At 44.6% G+C, this 16204-nt stretch carries 12 protein-coding genes and 3 tRNA genes; 7 read left to right on the top strand and 8 right to left on the bottom strand.

Going from position 1 to position 16204, the window contains the following annotated elements:
• The first annotated feature begins 2 nt into the window (after positions 1-2).
• The 7 genes from ACFO4O_RS01885 to ACFO4O_RS01855 all read left to right on the top strand — a co-directional run bounded on the left by ACFO4O_RS01885 (position 3) and on the right by ACFO4O_RS01855 (position 10404).
• On the top strand, positions 3-1094 hold the full coding sequence (locus ACFO4O_RS01885) for a hypothetical protein (protein WP_382405595.1): 1092 nt from the start codon (positions 3-5) through the stop codon (positions 1092-1094).
• A 53-nt stretch (positions 1095-1147) separates the two neighbouring features.
• Positions 1148-1852, top strand: coding sequence for an ABC transporter ATP-binding protein (locus tag ACFO4O_RS01880; protein WP_382405594.1), 705 nt, complete (start codon positions 1148-1150; stop codon positions 1850-1852).
• A gap of 82 nt (positions 1853-1934) precedes the next feature.
• Entirely contained in the window at positions 1935-4376 is a 2442-nt protein-coding gene (locus ACFO4O_RS01875; protein ID WP_382405592.1) for an ABC transporter permease, read from the top strand.
• Positions 4377-4614: 238 nt separating this feature from the next.
• Positions 4615-5061: a hypothetical protein gene (locus ACFO4O_RS01870; protein WP_382405591.1), complete on the top strand. Its 447-nt coding sequence runs from the start codon at positions 4615-4617 to the stop codon at positions 5059-5061.
• 496 nt (positions 5062-5557) lie between these two features.
• Entirely contained in the window at positions 5558-7597 is a 2040-nt protein-coding gene (locus ACFO4O_RS01865) for a histidine kinase dimerization/phosphoacceptor domain -containing protein (protein ID WP_382405590.1), read from the top strand.
• A 107-nt stretch (positions 7598-7704) separates the two neighbouring features.
• Positions 7705-8454 carry a response regulator transcription factor gene (locus ACFO4O_RS01860; protein ID WP_382405589.1) on the top strand — a complete coding sequence of 250 codons (750 nt, stop codon included), beginning with the start codon at positions 7705-7707 and terminating at the stop codon, positions 8452-8454.
• Positions 8455-8571: 117 nt separating this feature from the next.
• Positions 8572-10404: a putative bifunctional diguanylate cyclase/phosphodiesterase gene (locus ACFO4O_RS01855; RefSeq protein WP_382405588.1), complete on the top strand. Its 1833-nt coding sequence runs from the start codon at positions 8572-8574 to the stop codon at positions 10402-10404.
• Positions 10405-10704: 300 nt separating this feature from the next.
• On the opposite strand, the gene ACFO4O_RS01850 is transcribed toward ACFO4O_RS01855, so the two are convergent.
• The 8 genes from ACFO4O_RS01850 to tolB form a co-directional block, all read right to left on the bottom strand.
• A tRNA-Ser gene (locus tag ACFO4O_RS01850) sits at positions 10705-10794 on the bottom strand.
• Positions 10795-10860: 66 nt separating this feature from the next.
• Positions 10861-11880 (bottom strand): GGDEF domain-containing protein, encoded by a 1020-nt coding sequence (locus ACFO4O_RS01845; RefSeq protein WP_382405586.1) that lies wholly within the window; start codon positions 11878-11880, stop codon positions 10861-10863.
• A gap of 85 nt (positions 11881-11965) precedes the next feature.
• Positions 11966-13003 (bottom strand): quinolinate synthase NadA, encoded by a 1038-nt coding sequence (gene nadA, locus ACFO4O_RS01840; protein ID WP_382405585.1) that lies wholly within the window; start codon positions 13001-13003, stop codon positions 11966-11968.
• 107 nt (positions 13004-13110) lie between these two features.
• Positions 13111-13186 (bottom strand) — tRNA-Lys (locus tag ACFO4O_RS01835).
• Positions 13187-13230: 44 nt separating this feature from the next.
• Positions 13231-13306, bottom strand: a tRNA-Lys gene (locus tag ACFO4O_RS01830).
• 140 nt (positions 13307-13446) lie between these two features.
• The gene (gene ybgF / locus ACFO4O_RS01825) at positions 13447-14238 is read right to left on the bottom strand and encodes a tol-pal system protein YbgF (RefSeq protein ID WP_382405584.1); all 792 of its coding nucleotides are present in this window, start codon (positions 14236-14238) and stop codon (positions 13447-13449) included.
• 3 nt (positions 14239-14241) lie between these two features.
• On the bottom strand, positions 14242-14808 hold the full coding sequence (gene pal / locus ACFO4O_RS01820; protein WP_382405583.1) for a peptidoglycan-associated lipoprotein Pal: 567 nt from the start codon (positions 14806-14808) through the stop codon (positions 14242-14244).
• Positions 14809-14837: 29 nt separating this feature from the next.
• A complete protein-coding gene (tolB, locus tag ACFO4O_RS01815) occupies positions 14838-16196 on the bottom strand; it encodes a Tol-Pal system beta propeller repeat protein TolB (protein WP_382408186.1) in 1359 nt (452 codons plus the stop codon).
• Positions 16197-16204 lie beyond the last annotated feature (8 nt).

The following is a 16204-nucleotide window of genomic DNA, read 5'->3' as shown; positions in this document are numbered from 1 at the left end:
CTATGGGTAATACGCTCAGCAATGCCGCATACTTAGCATGCTCATGGCTTTGGTGTCTTGGCGGATTTTTGCCCTTAATATTAGCTCGCGACTACGGGTGGCCCGCCTTACTTGCCTTTACTATTTTTAACGTGGGCGGGGCCATGGCAATGGGGTTTTATTTTAAACACCGAAGCCAGCAAAGCGAATTTGAACAAAGCCATAAGCACGCGATTAAATGGTTTTCATTTGTCACAATTGCCTATCAAGTCTTCTTCATAACGTGGCTAAGCGCAGTAATTGGGCAACCTTGGATAATTGCTGGCATGTTCGCGCTTGCAAGCCTGTTTTACATAAGCAAAGGCGCAATTACGGCATGGGCGGTGGCTATTTATGTTGTCTCAATTGTGTTGTTTGTTGATTTTTTTGGCCGCGATTGGCCGGCCGTAGACATTGCCGCCAAAGCATATTGGCCTCACGCATTACTTCCTTTGGCGATTGGCTTTATTTTATCACCCTACCTAGACATAAGCTTTCATAAGGCTTACAAAAACAGCACCCACCCGCGCGCGAGCTTTATGTTGGGCTTCGGCGTCATGTTCTTAAGTCTGCTCATATTTGTGTTTTTTTATGCGGGTAGTTTAGGCGAGGTATTCTTTAAACAAGCGATACCTGCTCAGATTATTTATCCGGTCGTTGCTTTTTTGATGATGCAAACGGCGTTTACTATCAGCGCACATGTAAGCCAACTTCGCCTTAGCCAACTGTCAAAACCTGTCACGATGATGACAAGCCTTGCCGCCATTACGCTTGTGGCTGCCGGCATCGTGTTTTTTGCAAACAACGTCATCACTCAATGGGTAGAGATTGCGCTGGAAGAAACGATATATAAAACGTTTTTGTTTTTTTACAGCTTGGTATTTCCACTGTATTTACTACTCGGTCAATTTAAGTCTCTATACTTATGGACCCTTGCCTTGTGCACGCCAGCCTATTCAATAGGCTTTTTACTCGGCGGCAACAGCAGCTTTGCGTTGAGCGTAGGCGTGGCGATTATTGCCACAGCGCTCATCATCAAACAGCGCAAGCTAACAATAAAACACTCATCTAACTGAACTGGTCTGCACGCCCTCTTTCGCCGTATGCTTGATAGAATCAAATAACGCGCATGCGCCATCAGGAGGGTTCCTTGATACAAGTTTCTAATCTTTCCATGCAGTTTGGGCAACAAAGCACGCCCCTTGTTGTATTAGATGATATTAGTTTTAGCATGAAGCGCGGCGACACTGTCGCTATTGTAGGACCGTCTGGTTCTGGCAAAACAACATTACTGCAATTGCTGGCGGCGCTAGAGCAACCTACCCATGGTCATATTGCGTTAAACAAACAAAAACTTTCTGATTTATCACCCGACCAGCTCGCTGATTTTCGGCGCGATAACATGGGTATTGTATTTCAATCATTTCATTTGATTGATAGCTTAACCGCCTTAGCTAATGCCGCATTACCGCTGGATATTGCAGGTCGGGCAGATGCCTCAGATAAAGCGCGTGAGATGCTTGAACGAGTGGGGTTAAAAGACAGAGCGACCCACTACCCACAACAGCTTTCTGGTGGTGAACAACAGCGCGTTGCTATCGCGCGTGCCTTAGTACATGAGCCAACACTTATTTTAGCTGATGAACCAACTGGTAATTTAGATGAAAAGACCGGAGAACGCGTGGCAAACATGCTGTTTAATCTGCATGCTCAGTCGCAGTCTACTCTCGTATTAGTGACTCACGATATGAGGTTAGCTAAACGCTGCAAACGCTTGTTTTGGCTCGAATCAGGGACACTCAGGGTAGAAGAAAACCATGAACTTTCAGCTTAAATTCGCCTGGCACGACCTGCTTCAGAGTGTAAAGCGTCTGTGGTTATTTTGCGCATGCTTGGTGCTCGGGGTGTGTCTGGTCATGGCAGCCGCTAGCCTGTATCAAATGCTCGATCGTGTGCTGTTATCAGACACGCGAGCACTTATGGGCGGCGATGTTGAAATAGAGTCAAACCAAGCAATACAACAAGATGTTTTAGATTGGATAGCCAACACCGGTGATATATCACTTACCCGTGAACTAGACACCATGATGAGCACCAAAGATGACCAATTTGCATTAGTGGAGCTATTAAGTACCGATGCCGCCTACCCGCTCTATGGTGAACTTAAACTCTCACCTGAACAGGGTTTGAGCAGCGCATTGGCGTACATAGATGGACAATGGGGCGTAGCCATTGACCCTGTTCTGGCTGAGCGTAAAAATCTGGCCGTTTCAGATATAGTCTACATCGGTGAACTTGAGCTGGAAATTCGGGCTATAGTGATAGAACAACCCGACCGGAGACTGAACGCGAATTGGCGAGGCGCACCAGTGTTAATTGCTGAACAGGCAATGGACGCCTCTGGATTAATCCGCCCGGGTAGCCGCGTAGAATATGAATACCGAGTACGCACTGAGCAAGCCGCCGATGCGTGGGAAGAAAGCTTTATTGCGCAATTTCCGGACACAGATTGGGAAATACAAACCTTTGAAGATAGAAGTGCTCGCATCGCCGAGCGTTTGTCTCAAATTGCATCAGGGTTACTGATAGTAGCGTTTAGCACGCTCTTTATTGGTGGGCTTGGCGTGTTCAATAGTATTTCGGTGTATCTACAAAGTAAGCGTGAGACGATTGCCACATTAAAGGCTTGTGGCCTCAGAGACGCGCGCATTGGGCAGGTGTTTGTAATACAAATCTTAGTGTTAGCGGCCCTATCAGGTTTGCTCGGTGTCATCATCGGAGCAGCAATGGCTCTTTTGGGCAGCCAAGTATTGGCACAAGACCTAGCGTTGACGCTTCAAACTGCAGATGTCGCCAAATCCGCACTTCTCGCTTGGTTTTTCGGTATCATCACGGCATTTACCTTTGCTCTACCGGCTCTTGGACGGGCACTACAGGTCGATGTCGCACACCTCTTTAGAGCCAGCGATATCAGTGGCAATACAAGTGGCAATAAGACATCGATACACTGGCGCTTAGCGGGCTACATGTGTGTGGTTACATTAGCGTCTCTTGTGATGCTAGTCATACCAAACATACTCTTTGGTTTTGCCTTTTTGGTAACCGTCGCGCTATGTTTAATATTTTTTGAGCTGGTTGTGTATGGCTTACGCAGACTCTCCCGCGCGATGGAAAAACGCCCGTGGTTAGCAAGCCATGCTGCTACGCGCTTGGCATTGGCAAATATGCATAGGCCAGGTACACCGCTTCGTATCACCCTGCTCTCATTGGGCACTGCGCTAACGCTTTTGGTTGCTTGCACGGTGATTGTGCTTGCCCTGCTGCGCCTTGTACAAACTACTATCCCAGAGGAGTCGCCAGCGCTGGTGTTGTACGACGTGTTAGCTGAGCAAAAAAATAGCGTAAACAGTATTGCCCAAGGCTTTGATTCAGTAAGCAAGCTTACGCTATCGCCCATGGTGCGAGGAAGAGTTTCGGCGATTAACAACACGACCATACGCGATTTATCGAGCCGTGACATAAATTGGCAAGATATGGCGCGCGATGAACATAAACTAAGCTATTTATCAGGCAATATCGACGGCATAAAAATAGTTGATGGCGCAATTTGGGACGCTAATTTTACGCCAAATGATGACTTTGACTTTGCTTTTATTATGGAAGACCGCGAAGCGGCACAAATGCAGCTAAAGCCAGGCGACAGCGTGCAGTTTACCTTGGTGGGGCAAGAGCGAACAGGATTGTTAAGCGGTATCTACAGCCAACAAGGCATTCAAACACGCTTCTGGTTTGAGGCTATATTTTCAGACGGTGCGCTTGATGATTTTATTAATGCTTATGTCGGCACGGTATATATGGACGACGAAGAAGCGCTTGCCTTGCAAAGCGAGCTGGCACGCTCTTATCCAAATATTATTACTGTGCGCACCAAAGACCTTATTGATTCGGCCAGTCAACTGCTAGACAAGGGCACAAATGGTTTAAGCGTAATATCATCGATTAGTTTAGTCGTTAGTTTGATGGTGCTAGCAAGCGTCATGGCAGCGGGCAGAAACAAACAGAGCTACCATGCCATTATTTTGTTTTGCATGGGCGCACGAATTTCATATATACGAAAGGCAATCGCGATTGAGTATGGCTTGCTAGCGCTAGTCGTCAGTGCCTTTTCAATATTGTTAGGGCTTAGCATTGCGGCAATAGTTTTACGCCTACAGCTAAAAATATATGCATGGGATATTTACTGGGCCGGCGCAGGGCTTGCGATTGCGTCTTCGCTGCTTGTATTTAGCTTAGGCGCCCTGTATTTGTTCCAGCGTCTTAATATTCAGCCGGCACAATTATTAAAAGAGGCGGCGTGAAATGGCACAGATGCAAACGCCCTTTTTAACGTTTACGCCCAAAGCACCAGCCATCAAGGACCAAGCAGTAGCTTCGTCGCTATTGTTACATCCCAGCATGTTTCGCAGTAGCCCGCGCATAAAGAACTCGATAAACGAAGCACTAAATTGTTAGCGATTTTTTAATCGCTAGCTTGACACATCCCTAAAACAGCCTTAATGTAAATGCTAATCATTATCATTTACGAAGGGTTGTTGTATGTATCAATATCAATTTATCTGTAAATTTCATCAGCAATGGGCAAAAGATAATCCCTTGTGCGCTTTTAAGTTTTTTGTGCCCATGTCTAAAGATGCAGCAAACATAGTAAAAGATAAAGGTTGGGATAACGCCCTCCCCCATATTGGCAGCGCCTACGAAACAGCCGACATTCTTTTCACTCAAGCGCCTGAATCAGGGCAAATCACCACAATGTATACGTCGTTAGCGATTTTGCTGGCGAAGGGCTATTACTCTTTGGGCTGCCCTATCAAAGCTGAACAAACACTTGATCACGTTAAGCAGCGCATACTCAATCAAGCATGGTTATCTCAAACATGCAGATACCAGCACTGTATTGCCTGTTTAGAGCAAGCAATGCAACACAATCATATCGCGTCTAAAATGCCATGTGCAGCATCGCAACAACACGTGGCGTTGCATTAGCTCGCTTGTGTTGCCTCATACTAAAAAGGATTCGTAATGAGTAAGGGTTTATAATGGGTACTGCACAAGCGCTTGTTTTATATCTATTGTTCGATTTAGCGGTAGTTTTGTTTGTTATATGCATGTATTTTTTGATGCCAGTAGTTCTGAAGCTTATTCTGCTGATTCAAAGCCGAGTAAGTGAGACTACGCTTAAAAAGGTCTCATAACATATCCTACAGCGATGCCATTGAGCATAAACTAAGATGCCTTTCGATATTTTATTGCAGCTATATTTACAACTAGAGACACATAAGTGCTTGTGGTAATAGACATATCATTTTAAAAAATGATAGTGTTATTCGATTCGGCATTAACTTAAGGAAATTAGCGTAATTTTAGGTTTAATGTGCCATTACGCTTTTACTGCATGCGAGTCATACAAACGTTTTTGTTAAAAATGAGCATTACGCTTGCAATATGGATAGCAAGTTCGGGACTTTCCTTTGGGAATAACATGACTCCGATGTGTGCAAAAATATTCACTGAGTCTCAATCGCAAGTAAATTCCTTTGTTGCTCAGTGCATCGCTGAGTTTCCCCAATTAGCAGAAGTACAGCAAATCAAAGTACTTAACAAAATGATGGAGCGGGTATTGCTCATTCCTGCCGACTTCGAGGCGCAAGAGATTGCGAAGCAGATGGGCCCAACTACTCGCTTTTTGATGCGTGTATTGATGCTGCCAAACTTTCATTCATTAACCATTGAAGAGCGTCAAGAGCAGATGCTTGGCCTACTTATACAGGCACGAGAGTCTAATGATTCTATGGTCATAGCCACCCTTCTTCATCAACTAGCGAAAGAAAGCAGCCGCGCGGGCAAGGCCAATGATGTAAGCCAGTATGCTACCGAGTCTCTTGCTTTATCTGAAAAACTAGCAAACGAACGCATGATTGTAAGTAATACAAATTTACTCGCTATATCGGCTAGATTGCGTGGCGACCTTGGAGAGGCGGCAAACTTTTATTCCGACATTCTGCTTGTATTAGACGGCATCAATAAAGAAGAAGGTGACGATAGAGAGGGCGTTGTCTTTACTAACTTAGCCGGTATTTATGTAAACCTCGGAGACCTTCAGCGCGCTATAGAGTTTTATAAAAAGTCTATCGACATCTATCAGCGCTTGTCGAGCCCCTCAAAGATTGATAACCGCTTGGCCCTCGCGTACTTAAACTTAGCCACAGTCTACCGAAACGAAGGCGACTTTGAGCAAGCCATCACATTATACGCCCTTGCGTCAGTGCACAACGACAAGCTTAAAAGTGACATTTATACCGGACCGATTCTCTATGGGAGAGGTGTTGCACAATTTGAGCTAGGAAATAAAGACAATGCTGTTGCACTGGTAGAGCAATCAATCCCACTAAATGTGAGTCAAGGTGACTCCTCACAAGCAGCGCTTGCCTCTAGTTGGCTTGCTCAGCGCTATGTAGAAGACAATAAAATCGAACAAGCTCGATTAACACTTGCAAAGGCGCAGGAGTTAATGGGTGAGCAAAACAGCACTCCAGAAAAGTTGGCCGAAAACTCGAACAACCAATATTTAAGCCTTCTGTATGCACAAAGCCAGGTAAAACTGCTTACGGCGCTTAACGCCCATGAACAAGCCCTAGCTTACTCTGAAGCAGCCTTTCAAATAAGCCAAGCGCGTTACGATGCGGACAAGCTGAGAGCAGTCGCAAACACCGATGTGCTTTTTGCATTACGAGAACAAGATACTCAAATGCAACTCCTTGAGCAAAATAGTTTGATTACTGAAACACAACTTGAACGTTCGCGTTTACAAATAATCTTGCTGATTGGCGGTGCTATTGCTTTGTTAGCTGTTTCACTTTTGATTTGGCGCTTGTACTCCACACAAAAGACGCTTGCAGCTAACCGCGAGACATTTTTGGCTGAAATACATCATCGCACTAAAAATAACCTACAAATATTAGTAAGCCTATTGAACATAGATTTTCGCCGTTCAAGCTTGAATAAAAGTTCAAGTCACTCAGTGAGCGATGCCGCAAATAGAGCACGTTCGATGGCCTTGGTGCACGAACATCTGTATAAAGATCAGAACGCAAAAAGCCTAAGCAGTGATAAGTATATTCAAGATCTCGTGGCGCTTTTAAGCGATAGCTTTGGGCAAGAAGATATTCATATTGAAACCGATTTAGTTGCTGTAAACCTAGAGCTTGATAGGCTCACCTCACTCGGACTTATTCTATGCGAACTCATTACAAATGCTTATAAGCATGCATTTGCTGGCAACACTGGCATGATTAAGATTGCGAGCTATCTAGAGGGCACGCGACTAACACTCACCATTTCTGATGATGGTTCTGGTTTTAAATCTAGCTCTGGTTTTGAGTCTAATAGCGAAGGAAAAACAAGCGATTCTATTGGACTCGAACTTGTGAATGACCTCGTTACGCAATTAGAGGCCGAATTGATATGTGACTCCAGCAAAAGCGGCACTATCTGGCGAATCATCGGTATTCCTGTTAAATGAGCGAGCAAGCGTTTACTCTTGTATTTACGTTATTGCGCATTGCACCCTAGTAATAGCTGTACAACAACGAAGATTTCAACAACAAAAGGCATCGGAGTTACTGAGATATGGCGCGAGCGCTCATCATTGAAGATAACATTATTATTGCGCGTGACTTGCAGGCAATTTTAGTGCATTTAAATCATGAGGTGGTTGGCATTGCTAACAACTCAACGCGCGCCGAAACCTTGCTCGAAGATGAAGATGTTGATATCGCTTTTGTAGATATTCGGATAGATGGTGAAAAAGACGGCGTGTCGTTGGCGTACTTTTTACGAGAAATTAATCCTCTACTTAAAATCGTGTTTGTTACGTCTCAAACTGACAGCCCTACCATTGAACGAGTATCCTCCGTTAAACCTAACGGATTTATCCTCAAGCCGTTTACCGAAGACTCGATTTATACTGCGCTCACGCTTGCACTTGCCGATGATAGGCAATTGCCGGAGGCTGGCAGCGGGCAAAGCAGTTTAGTTAAAGCAAGTGAGCAGGCAAATAAACTAGACTACGAAACGATTTCGAGCTTAGAAAACTACATTCAAAAGCAGCTTAACCGAGACATTAGCCTAAAAGAGCTCGCAGACCTTGCCAATATGAGCGAAAGTCATTTTTCGCGAAAATTTAAATCAAGCTATGGGCTCAGTCCTTATCAGTACGTATTAAATGAGCGTATAAATGAAGCTAAACGCTTATTACGTAATACACACTATAGTTTGTCTGACATTGCAGATATGGTGGGCTTTTCGAGTCAGGCGCATTTTAATTCGGTGTTTAAAAAAACCGTTGGGATCACGCCGCTTAAGTATCGTAAAGTATAAAAAATCAACAAGCGTAAAAGCAGGAATCTATAAAAACGAACCACGAATTTGAAATACCGAGCTGACCTCACTCGTTAAGATATGCCTCTAGTATTCAGTAAACGGACACATACGCGCATGTTTTCTCACCTTTGTGAAATTGAAAATACATATTCCGAACTCGGCACCTGCGTTACACAACTAACGCAGCCTCGCCAGGCTGTGGACTTATTTTCTGCCAATACGCAAAATGGCAAGAAAAGCGCCAACCTAAGATACAAAGCGTCGCGTAATAGCCAAACACAAGCCATACACCCTGATGTTAAAAATGAAATGCTAGAGCAGTTGTTAGAGCAAAGCCAGCATGCACTGGTGGTAGTGAACGGCGATAGACACATTATTCAAATCAATCGCGCCTTCGAACAAATTACGGGCTATCAAGAAGACGACGTGATTGGCGTAAATGCGAGTTTTTTATGCTCAAACGCGCACGACAAAGGCTTTTACACCCAAATATGGAACGAGCTCTTACACTTTGGGTTTTGGGAAGGTGAAATAAACAGTACCCGAAAAAATGGTGAAATATACAGTCAGGCAATGAGTATTAAAGCCTATCCCAGAGAAGCCACTGAGCCTGAATACTTTATTGCTATGTTCAAAGACGTTTCAAAGCAAATAGCACAAACAACCAAGCTGTCTAATTTGGCGTTTTTTGATCAGCTCACAGGTTGCGGCAATAGAGCCCTCTACATGGCGAGCGTCACTTCATTGATTGATGCACAGCCAACATCGCCGTTTACTGTATTTTTGTTGAATATCGATTTTTTCAAATTAGTCAATAATTCTCACGGGCACGAAATTGGCAATGCATTATTGAAAGCTATTGTGGTGCGCTTGAGTAATGTTTTGGGTGAGCAAAATACTATTTTTCGTTTGAGCAGCGATGAGTTTTTAATTCTACTACCAGATGAATCTGACGAAAGTGCGCAGAGTATAGCAGCAGAAGTGATAGATGCCTTACAAATACCCTTTGATATTCAAGGGTCGCAAATTGATATCAGCACATCAATGGGAGTGGCACGTTATCCACAGCACGCAAACAGCGCTGTTAATTTGTTAAATCGCAGTAATATTGCGCTTAAAAATGCTAAGCAATATGCGCGAGGAACCTTTTTAGTATTTGCTAAGTCAATGCTTGAAACTAGCAATCGTAGTGCACTTATTGAACGACATTTGAACCAAGCAATTAGCAGAAACGAGTTGTGGCTGGCGTTTATGCCACAAATTAACTGCAGCACTGAAGAATGCAATCGCGCAGAAGTATTGCTGCGCTGGGATTGCAAAGCCCTAGGCGAGGTTATGCCCAATGAGTTTATTCCCATTGCTGAAAAAAGTGGCCTAATAAATACGATTACAGCTTTTGTTTTACAAGAAACACTCGCGCATATACGCAAACTGAACGCGATATCTTCAAAGCGTTTTATTTTGTCTTTTAATGCGACCATTCACGACCTGCGCAAGCCTCTGTTTTTTGATAAGTTAATTCATATTCTCTGCGAGAATAAAGATATTTGTCATCAGTTAGTGTGTGAGTTAACGGAAAGCACTTTTGCCGAAGATATTGATGTAGTAAGAGCCAATTTAGGCCGCTTAAAAGCGCTCGGTGTAAGTATTTCAATAGATGACTTTGGCACCTGTTATTCATCACTGTCGTATTTAAAAGACTTACCGGTAGATGAGGTTAAAATTGACCAAACCTTTACACGAAATCTGTTGATAGACAGCAAACAAGAAAAAATATACGCGGCCATATGTCAATTGAGCCAATCCCTTAATTTGTCGTGCGTGGCCGAGGGAGTTGAAAGTAGAGCGCAGTTAAACTGGCTAGTAGATGCTGGATGTGATTACTCGCAAGGCTACCTGCACTGTGCGCCGAAGATGTTCTCAAGCTTTGTGAGTTTGTATGCTTAGATGTGCGGACAATCTTTTCTGCATGTCGTTGGTTTTGGTCACTTTACACAAGAAAAACCGTGAGTATTCTCAAACCAAACTCTCCTTCAAATACGCAAAAAACAGCTTTTAGCGGGTTCTTGCGTATTTGGCGCAGAGAGGGATGAATCAAAAATGCTTTTGCATTTTTGACCCTTCGGGCTTCGCGCTTGCGCGCTCGTTTCAAGTTGCTTAATCGCAACTTGTCGAACCGGGAGTATTCTCAAACCAAACTCTCCTTCAAATACGCAAAAACCCGCTTTTAGCGGGTTCTTGCGTATTTGGCGGAGAGAGAGGGATTCGAACCCTCGTTGGATTTAACCCCAAACACACTTTCCAGGCGTGCGCCTTCAGCCACTCAGCCACCTCTCCAAATTTGAGCGCGTATATTAGGTAATAGCGCGTTCTGATTCAAGTATTCATTTATAAAATTGCCGCTTAGTCTAAATGACTTGCCACCACCCTGTTGCGGCCTTGCTGCTTTGCCAAATATAAATTTTTATCGGTTTTAATAAGTGATGTATGTAGGTCTTCGTCTTCCGATAATCGGCTCACACCTATACTTACCGAAGCGGGGCGCATCAGCAGAGCGATGGTCTCTTCGTCAGCCTCATATGCAGCGCGTATTTGTTCCGCTTTTTTCACCGCACCTTCGGCGCTCGCATCTCTTAAAATAATCAAAAACTCCTCTCCGCCCCAACGGATTACCAAATCTGTATCGCGAACGTGTTTGCGCAACAGATTTGCGATTAACACAAGAGTTTTATCACCCACGTCATGCCCAAACTTATCATTAATCTGTTTAAAATGGTCTATGTCTAATAACAGCAAATAGCTAATGCCTGTAGGTTGTCGCATATTCGCTTTATTAAGTTTACTGGCCACCACACCGCGGTTGTACAAACCGGTGAGTTCGTCAGTAACCGTGCGTTTTTGCAACAGGGCACTCACCTCTTCCTGAGCCTTTACCAACACTAAACAGATGGCGGCCAAAGCAATACCGCTTGCTAGATAACGCGCGGTAAACATAGCCTCGTATTCAACGCTAAAAGGAATATTGTGAGAATTAAGCATCAAAACCGCTTTAATAGGCATATAAAACATCGAAAACCATACGCCCTCTTTATAAGATAATACGGCTATTGCAATCGCGATGTTCGGATAGGTCCAAAGATGTCCTGTCTCTGCTTTTCCGCCAAACACTATCAAGCTGATACTAATGAGAAAAACAATCAGGGCTAAGGCTCGCCGAGCGTAACGACGATAGCCTGAAAATAGCACGAAGAGGTTAATTAAGCCGAGCATCATGGCGCAGAGCAAAGCAATACCGGTGGGCGTATTACCCGTTATCACACTCAAGGTGCCAAAAATAAATAGCACTGATGCGCCAAAACAACTCAAATAAAATGTGAGTGTGAGGCGCTTATCACCATCAAATCGGTCGATTACTTTTTGCATGCTTTGTGCTCTACCATAGACGCAGAAATTTCCGCTTAGTCTAAGATAACGGCAGAACGCGCAAGCACATAAGGAGTTTAAGTGTTTAGCGCAAACTCGCGGCAAACGTTAACATACGTTCGAGGGGTATCATGGCTTTTTGTCTGAGCGCTTCATCAACAAAGATTTCTCTGCCTGCGCTCTTTAGTAAAGCGTTGTGCATCGCCTCTAAACCATTCATTGCCATCCACGGACAATGCGCGCAGCTTTTACACGTTGCACCATTGCCAGCAGTAGGTGCTTCTATTAGCGTCTTACCCGGCGCTAGCTGCTGCATCTTGTAAAAGATGCCCTTGTCTGTGGCTACAATAAAAGTATCGTTAGGCATGCTCTGAGCGGCTTTAATAAGCTGCGACGTGCTGCCAACAGCGTCTGCCATATCTACTACGCTTGCCGGTGACTCCGGATGCACTAGCACTGCGGCGTTTGGATACAGTTGCTTGGCCTTAATAAGAGCCTGAGCTGAGAATTCGTCGTGTACAATACACTCGCCGTTCCACATCAGCATATCGGCGCCAGTTTGCTTTTGAATATATGCCCCTAAATGACGGTCTGGGCCCCAAATTATCTTTTTACCTTCACTGTCGAGATGCTCAACAATTTCTAGCGCAATCGACGAGGTAACCACCCAATCTGCGCGCGCCTTTACCGCCGCTGAGGTATTTGCATACACCACAACCACTCTGTCAGGATGGGCGTCACAAAACTTGGTAAACTCTTCTTCAGGACACCCTAAATCTAGCGAACAAGTCGCCTCCAAGGTGGGCATAATAACGGTTTTTTCTGGGCTTAAAATTTTAGCGGTTTCGCCCATAAATTTAACGCCAGCAACTACGAGTTTTTGTGCGCTGTGATCGCGCCCAAAACGCGCCATCTCTAAAGAATCAGACACGCATCCACCTGTTTCTTCAGCCAAGGCTTGGATCACCGGGTCGGTGTAATAATGAGCAACAAGAGCGGCATCTTGCTCAACAAGCAGGGCTTTAATTTGTGCTTGCAATTGTTCGGTGCGATCAGCACTTAATTTTTTAGGTTTTTCTGGAAACGGAAAAGCGATAGGCGCGACGCGTTCGGCTAGTGTCATAGTAATGGAGTCTTTTAAAAACGTTTGGGTATTATACGCATGGCAAGTAAAAAGTTCATGCAATTGTTGAAAATCTTGGACGCTAGTTCTGGGATGTATTTGAAAAGTGGTGGGTCGTGCTGGATTCGAACCAGCGACCAATTGATTAAAAGTCAACTGCTCTACCAACTGAGCTAACGACCCACAATTTTTTTTGGCGATTGTACCTTGTCGAGATTATACATAGATGGTGGGTCGTGCTGGATTCGAACCAGCGACCAATTGATTAAAAGTCAACTGCTCTACCAACTGAGCTAACGACCCTCTATGCTTACCGTTGACAGTATCTGCGGCAACGGCGGCATATAATACTTAAATCGAAACCTCGTGCAACCTTTTAATGAGATTTTTCCGATTTAATTACCCAAGTGCACACAAAGTAAACAAAGCACCTAGATGTTCGCTTACCCTTTGGCCAACTGCTCCGAAGACAAACGAGCTGAGGTGCTGTTTGGGTACTCTGCAAGCACCTGTTCAAAATATTGATTGGCTAAACTCGTGTTACCTGCATTTTTTGCAATCATGCCAAGCTTGAGCAGTGAGTCAGCGCGTTTTGGCGAACTGGTAAACTTATCAACCACCTGCACAAATTGCTCTTTTGCCCCATCCCAATCTTGATTATTGTACAAGAGCTGACCTAGCCAATAGTGTGCATTGTCAGTTAAATCAGAACCCGGATACTGCGCTAAGAAAGCCTGAAACGCCGGCACTGCGCGCTCATAGTCACGTTCTTTTAAAATCAGGTTTACTGCATCCTGATACGCATCTTGTTCGCTTTGGTTTGCCACAGGCGCATTGACAGGAGGTGTCACCGCACCAACGGTGTTGATATTGCTTGCAAGGCTTGCGCTTTGCTGCTGTAAATTCTCAAAACGTTTATCAAGCTCTAAAAAAAGCTCTCTTTGGCGCTCAAGAATTTTTTCAAGCTGATGGTTATGTAACTCTATCGAACCGGTAATGTTGTCAACATCAGCCTGCAGCATGTCGAGCTGCTGCTGCATTCTCTGCTGATTCTCTGAGCGAGATTCAACAATCCGTTCGATTACTGCTAGACGCGTTTCTAAGTCGCTTGAACTTAGCACTGTGCCTGTTGATGTTTGGGTACTGCTTTGATTAACGTCAACAACTGGCGCTTGCGCAAGGCAAGCACCAGCTACTAAGGTTAATCCAAGTGCACTGATTAAGTGTACCTTCATCGTTTATTGATACACCACAACGGCACGACGGTTTTGTGCAAAGGCATACTCAGAGCTACCCATTACCGCTGGCTTCTCTTCGCCGTAAGACACAACTGAGATTTGTGACCCACGAACACCTTCGTTTTGTAAGAAGGTTTCAACTGCTTTAGCACGACGCTCGCCCAATGCAATGTTGTACTCTGGCGTACCACGGCTATCTGTATGACCTTCAATCACAACCGTTTGGTCTTGGTTTTTAACCAAAAACTCTGCGTGTTTTCTAAGCACTGGGAAGAACTCAGATTTGATAGTAGAGCGGTCAAAATCAAAATACACGGTTTGCTGTGATTCTAACGCGGCTTTTTCTTGCGCCAGCATTTCTTTAGCACGCTGCATTTGCTCTGCTGCAGCAGCCTCTGCTTGTGCTTTAGCCTCAGCAGCTTGACGATCTGCTTGCGCTTGCTGTTCTGCAGCAACACGGTTGCGTTCAGCTTCTAATTCTTCATCGCTAGGGCCTGATGAACACGCCATCAAAGTGATAGCAGGAAGCGCAATTAGAAGCGTTCTTAATTTTTTGTTAGTAAGCATGCTAAGTCCTTATTGTTTAATCTATTTTTTTATAATAAAAATGGTGACCAACTTGGCGATTTTACCTGCCCGTTTGCAGCTGGCAATAGCGCTTTAAAACGACCATCTAGTGATACAAGTGACAACACTTGTTCGCCTTCATGCATTGTGCTGTAGATAATCATACTACCATTTGGCGCAATACTTGGAGACTCATCTAAAAAGGTCTTTGTTAACACCAACATATTACCATTTTGCAGATTCTGCCGCGCAATATGATAATCGCCTTGGGTCCTATTTACGACAACTAAATTTGTGTTATCTGGCGTAATAGAGGCACCAAGATTCATTTCCCCTTCGAATGTAAGCCTTTTTGGTCGCTTAGTATCTAAATTTACTTGATAAATCTGAGGTTTTCCACCCCGTTCAGAACTAAATATCAAGCTTTTGCCATCTGGTGCCCAACTTGGCTCCGTATCAATGGCACGATTTCGGGTAATTCGGTCGAGCCTGCGGCTGGCAAGCTCCATCACATAAATTTCTGGGTTGCCGTCTTTAGACAGCACCATGGCGAGCTTTTTGCCGTCTGGTGAAAACACCGGCGACCCATTAATGCCGGGAAAATCTGTTACTAGCGTGCGCTGCGTGGTGTAAATATCCTGAATAAATATCTGTGACTTTTTATTTTCAAATGACACATACGCCAACTTATTGCCATCGGGTGACCACGAGGGCGACATTAAAGGCTCTGGCGACGACAGCAAGCGTGTTTCATTCGCGCCATCGTAATCTGCAATAACTAATTGATACGGCAAGGGCTCAGTGCTTCGGTCGCGCACAATGACATAGGCTATGCGGGTTAAAAACGCCCCTCTCTCACCGGTAAGGGCCTCATACACAATGTCGCTAATGATGTGCGCGTACTGGCGAAAGTCATTGGTGTTTATTAACTTTTCTCGCGCCTCAACAATATGGTCTTTGCTCAAAACCAATTGTCCACCCTGCAACGACTTAGCCTCACCGCCAGTAATTTGTGCACGTAACACGTCTATCAGCTCAAAAGACACCTGATATTGTCCATTTCCGCGCTCTTCAATGTTGCCCACCAATACTGTATCGATGCCCTTCGACGCCCACGCGTCATAGTCAACTTCATCATCTCGTGTTGGAAACTGTGGCATTTGCGACATAGGAATAGGGTTAAACTTGCCGCTTCTAAGCAGGTTATTGGTGATCACGTCTGAAATATTTTCTGGTAGCACGGTATCGCCATTCCACCGAAACGGCACCACACCTATGGGCCGCGCGTTATTCACTCCCTCAGTGATCATTATCTCTAGCTGGGCATGCGTTACAAAAGAAGCGCAGCTAACAAAAACAAGGGTAATCCAACATCTAAACGTGCGCATTCGCTTCA

This window comes from Glaciecola siphonariae, from assembly GCF_042652645.1.
GTDB classification, from domain to species: Bacteria; Pseudomonadota; Gammaproteobacteria; order Enterobacterales; family Alteromonadaceae; genus Glaciecola; species Glaciecola siphonariae.
Note: the sequence above shows the minus strand (reverse complement) of the source record. Positions and strands in the feature narration are given on the sequence as shown.

What these genes read in the sequence shown, in the direction of transcription:
- ACFO4O_RS01855 (WP_382405588.1), top strand. Translation starts at nt 8,572, where the DNA reads ATGTTTTCTCACCTTTGTGAAATTGAAAATACATATTCCGAACTCGGC.
- nadA (WP_382405585.1), bottom strand. Translation starts at nt 13,003, where the DNA reads ATGACACTAGCCGAACGCGTCGCGCCTATCGCTTTTCCGTTTCCAGAA.
- ACFO4O_RS01860 (WP_382405589.1), top strand. Translation starts at nt 7,705, where the DNA reads ATGGCGCGAGCGCTCATCATTGAAGATAACATTATTATTGCGCGTGAC.
- ACFO4O_RS01875 (WP_382405592.1), top strand. Translation starts at nt 1,935, where the DNA reads ATGGCAGCCGCTAGCCTGTATCAAATGCTCGATCGTGTGCTGTTATCA.
- pal (WP_382405583.1), bottom strand. Translation starts at nt 14,808, where the DNA reads ATGCTTACTAACAAAAAATTAAGAACGCTTCTAATTGCGCTTCCTGCT.
- ACFO4O_RS01845 (WP_382405586.1), bottom strand. Translation starts at nt 11,880, where the DNA reads ATGCAAAAAGTAATCGACCGATTTGATGGTGATAAGCGCCTCACACTC.
- ACFO4O_RS01880 (WP_382405594.1), top strand. Translation starts at nt 1,148, where the DNA reads ATGCGCCATCAGGAGGGTTCCTTGATACAAGTTTCTAATCTTTCCATG.
- tolB (WP_382408186.1), bottom strand. Translation starts at nt 16,196, where the DNA reads ATGCGCACGTTTAGATGTTGGATTACCCTTGTTTTTGTTAGCTGCGCT.
- ACFO4O_RS01885 (WP_382405595.1), top strand. Translation starts at nt 3, where the DNA reads ATGGGTAATACGCTCAGCAATGCCGCATACTTAGCATGCTCATGGCTT.
- ybgF (WP_382405584.1), bottom strand. Translation starts at nt 14,238, where the DNA reads ATGAAGGTACACTTAATCAGTGCACTTGGATTAACCTTAGTAGCTGGT.
- ACFO4O_RS01865 (WP_382405590.1), top strand. Translation starts at nt 5,558, where the DNA reads ATGACTCCGATGTGTGCAAAAATATTCACTGAGTCTCAATCGCAAGTA.
- ACFO4O_RS01870 (WP_382405591.1), top strand. Translation starts at nt 4,615, where the DNA reads ATGTATCAATATCAATTTATCTGTAAATTTCATCAGCAATGGGCAAAA.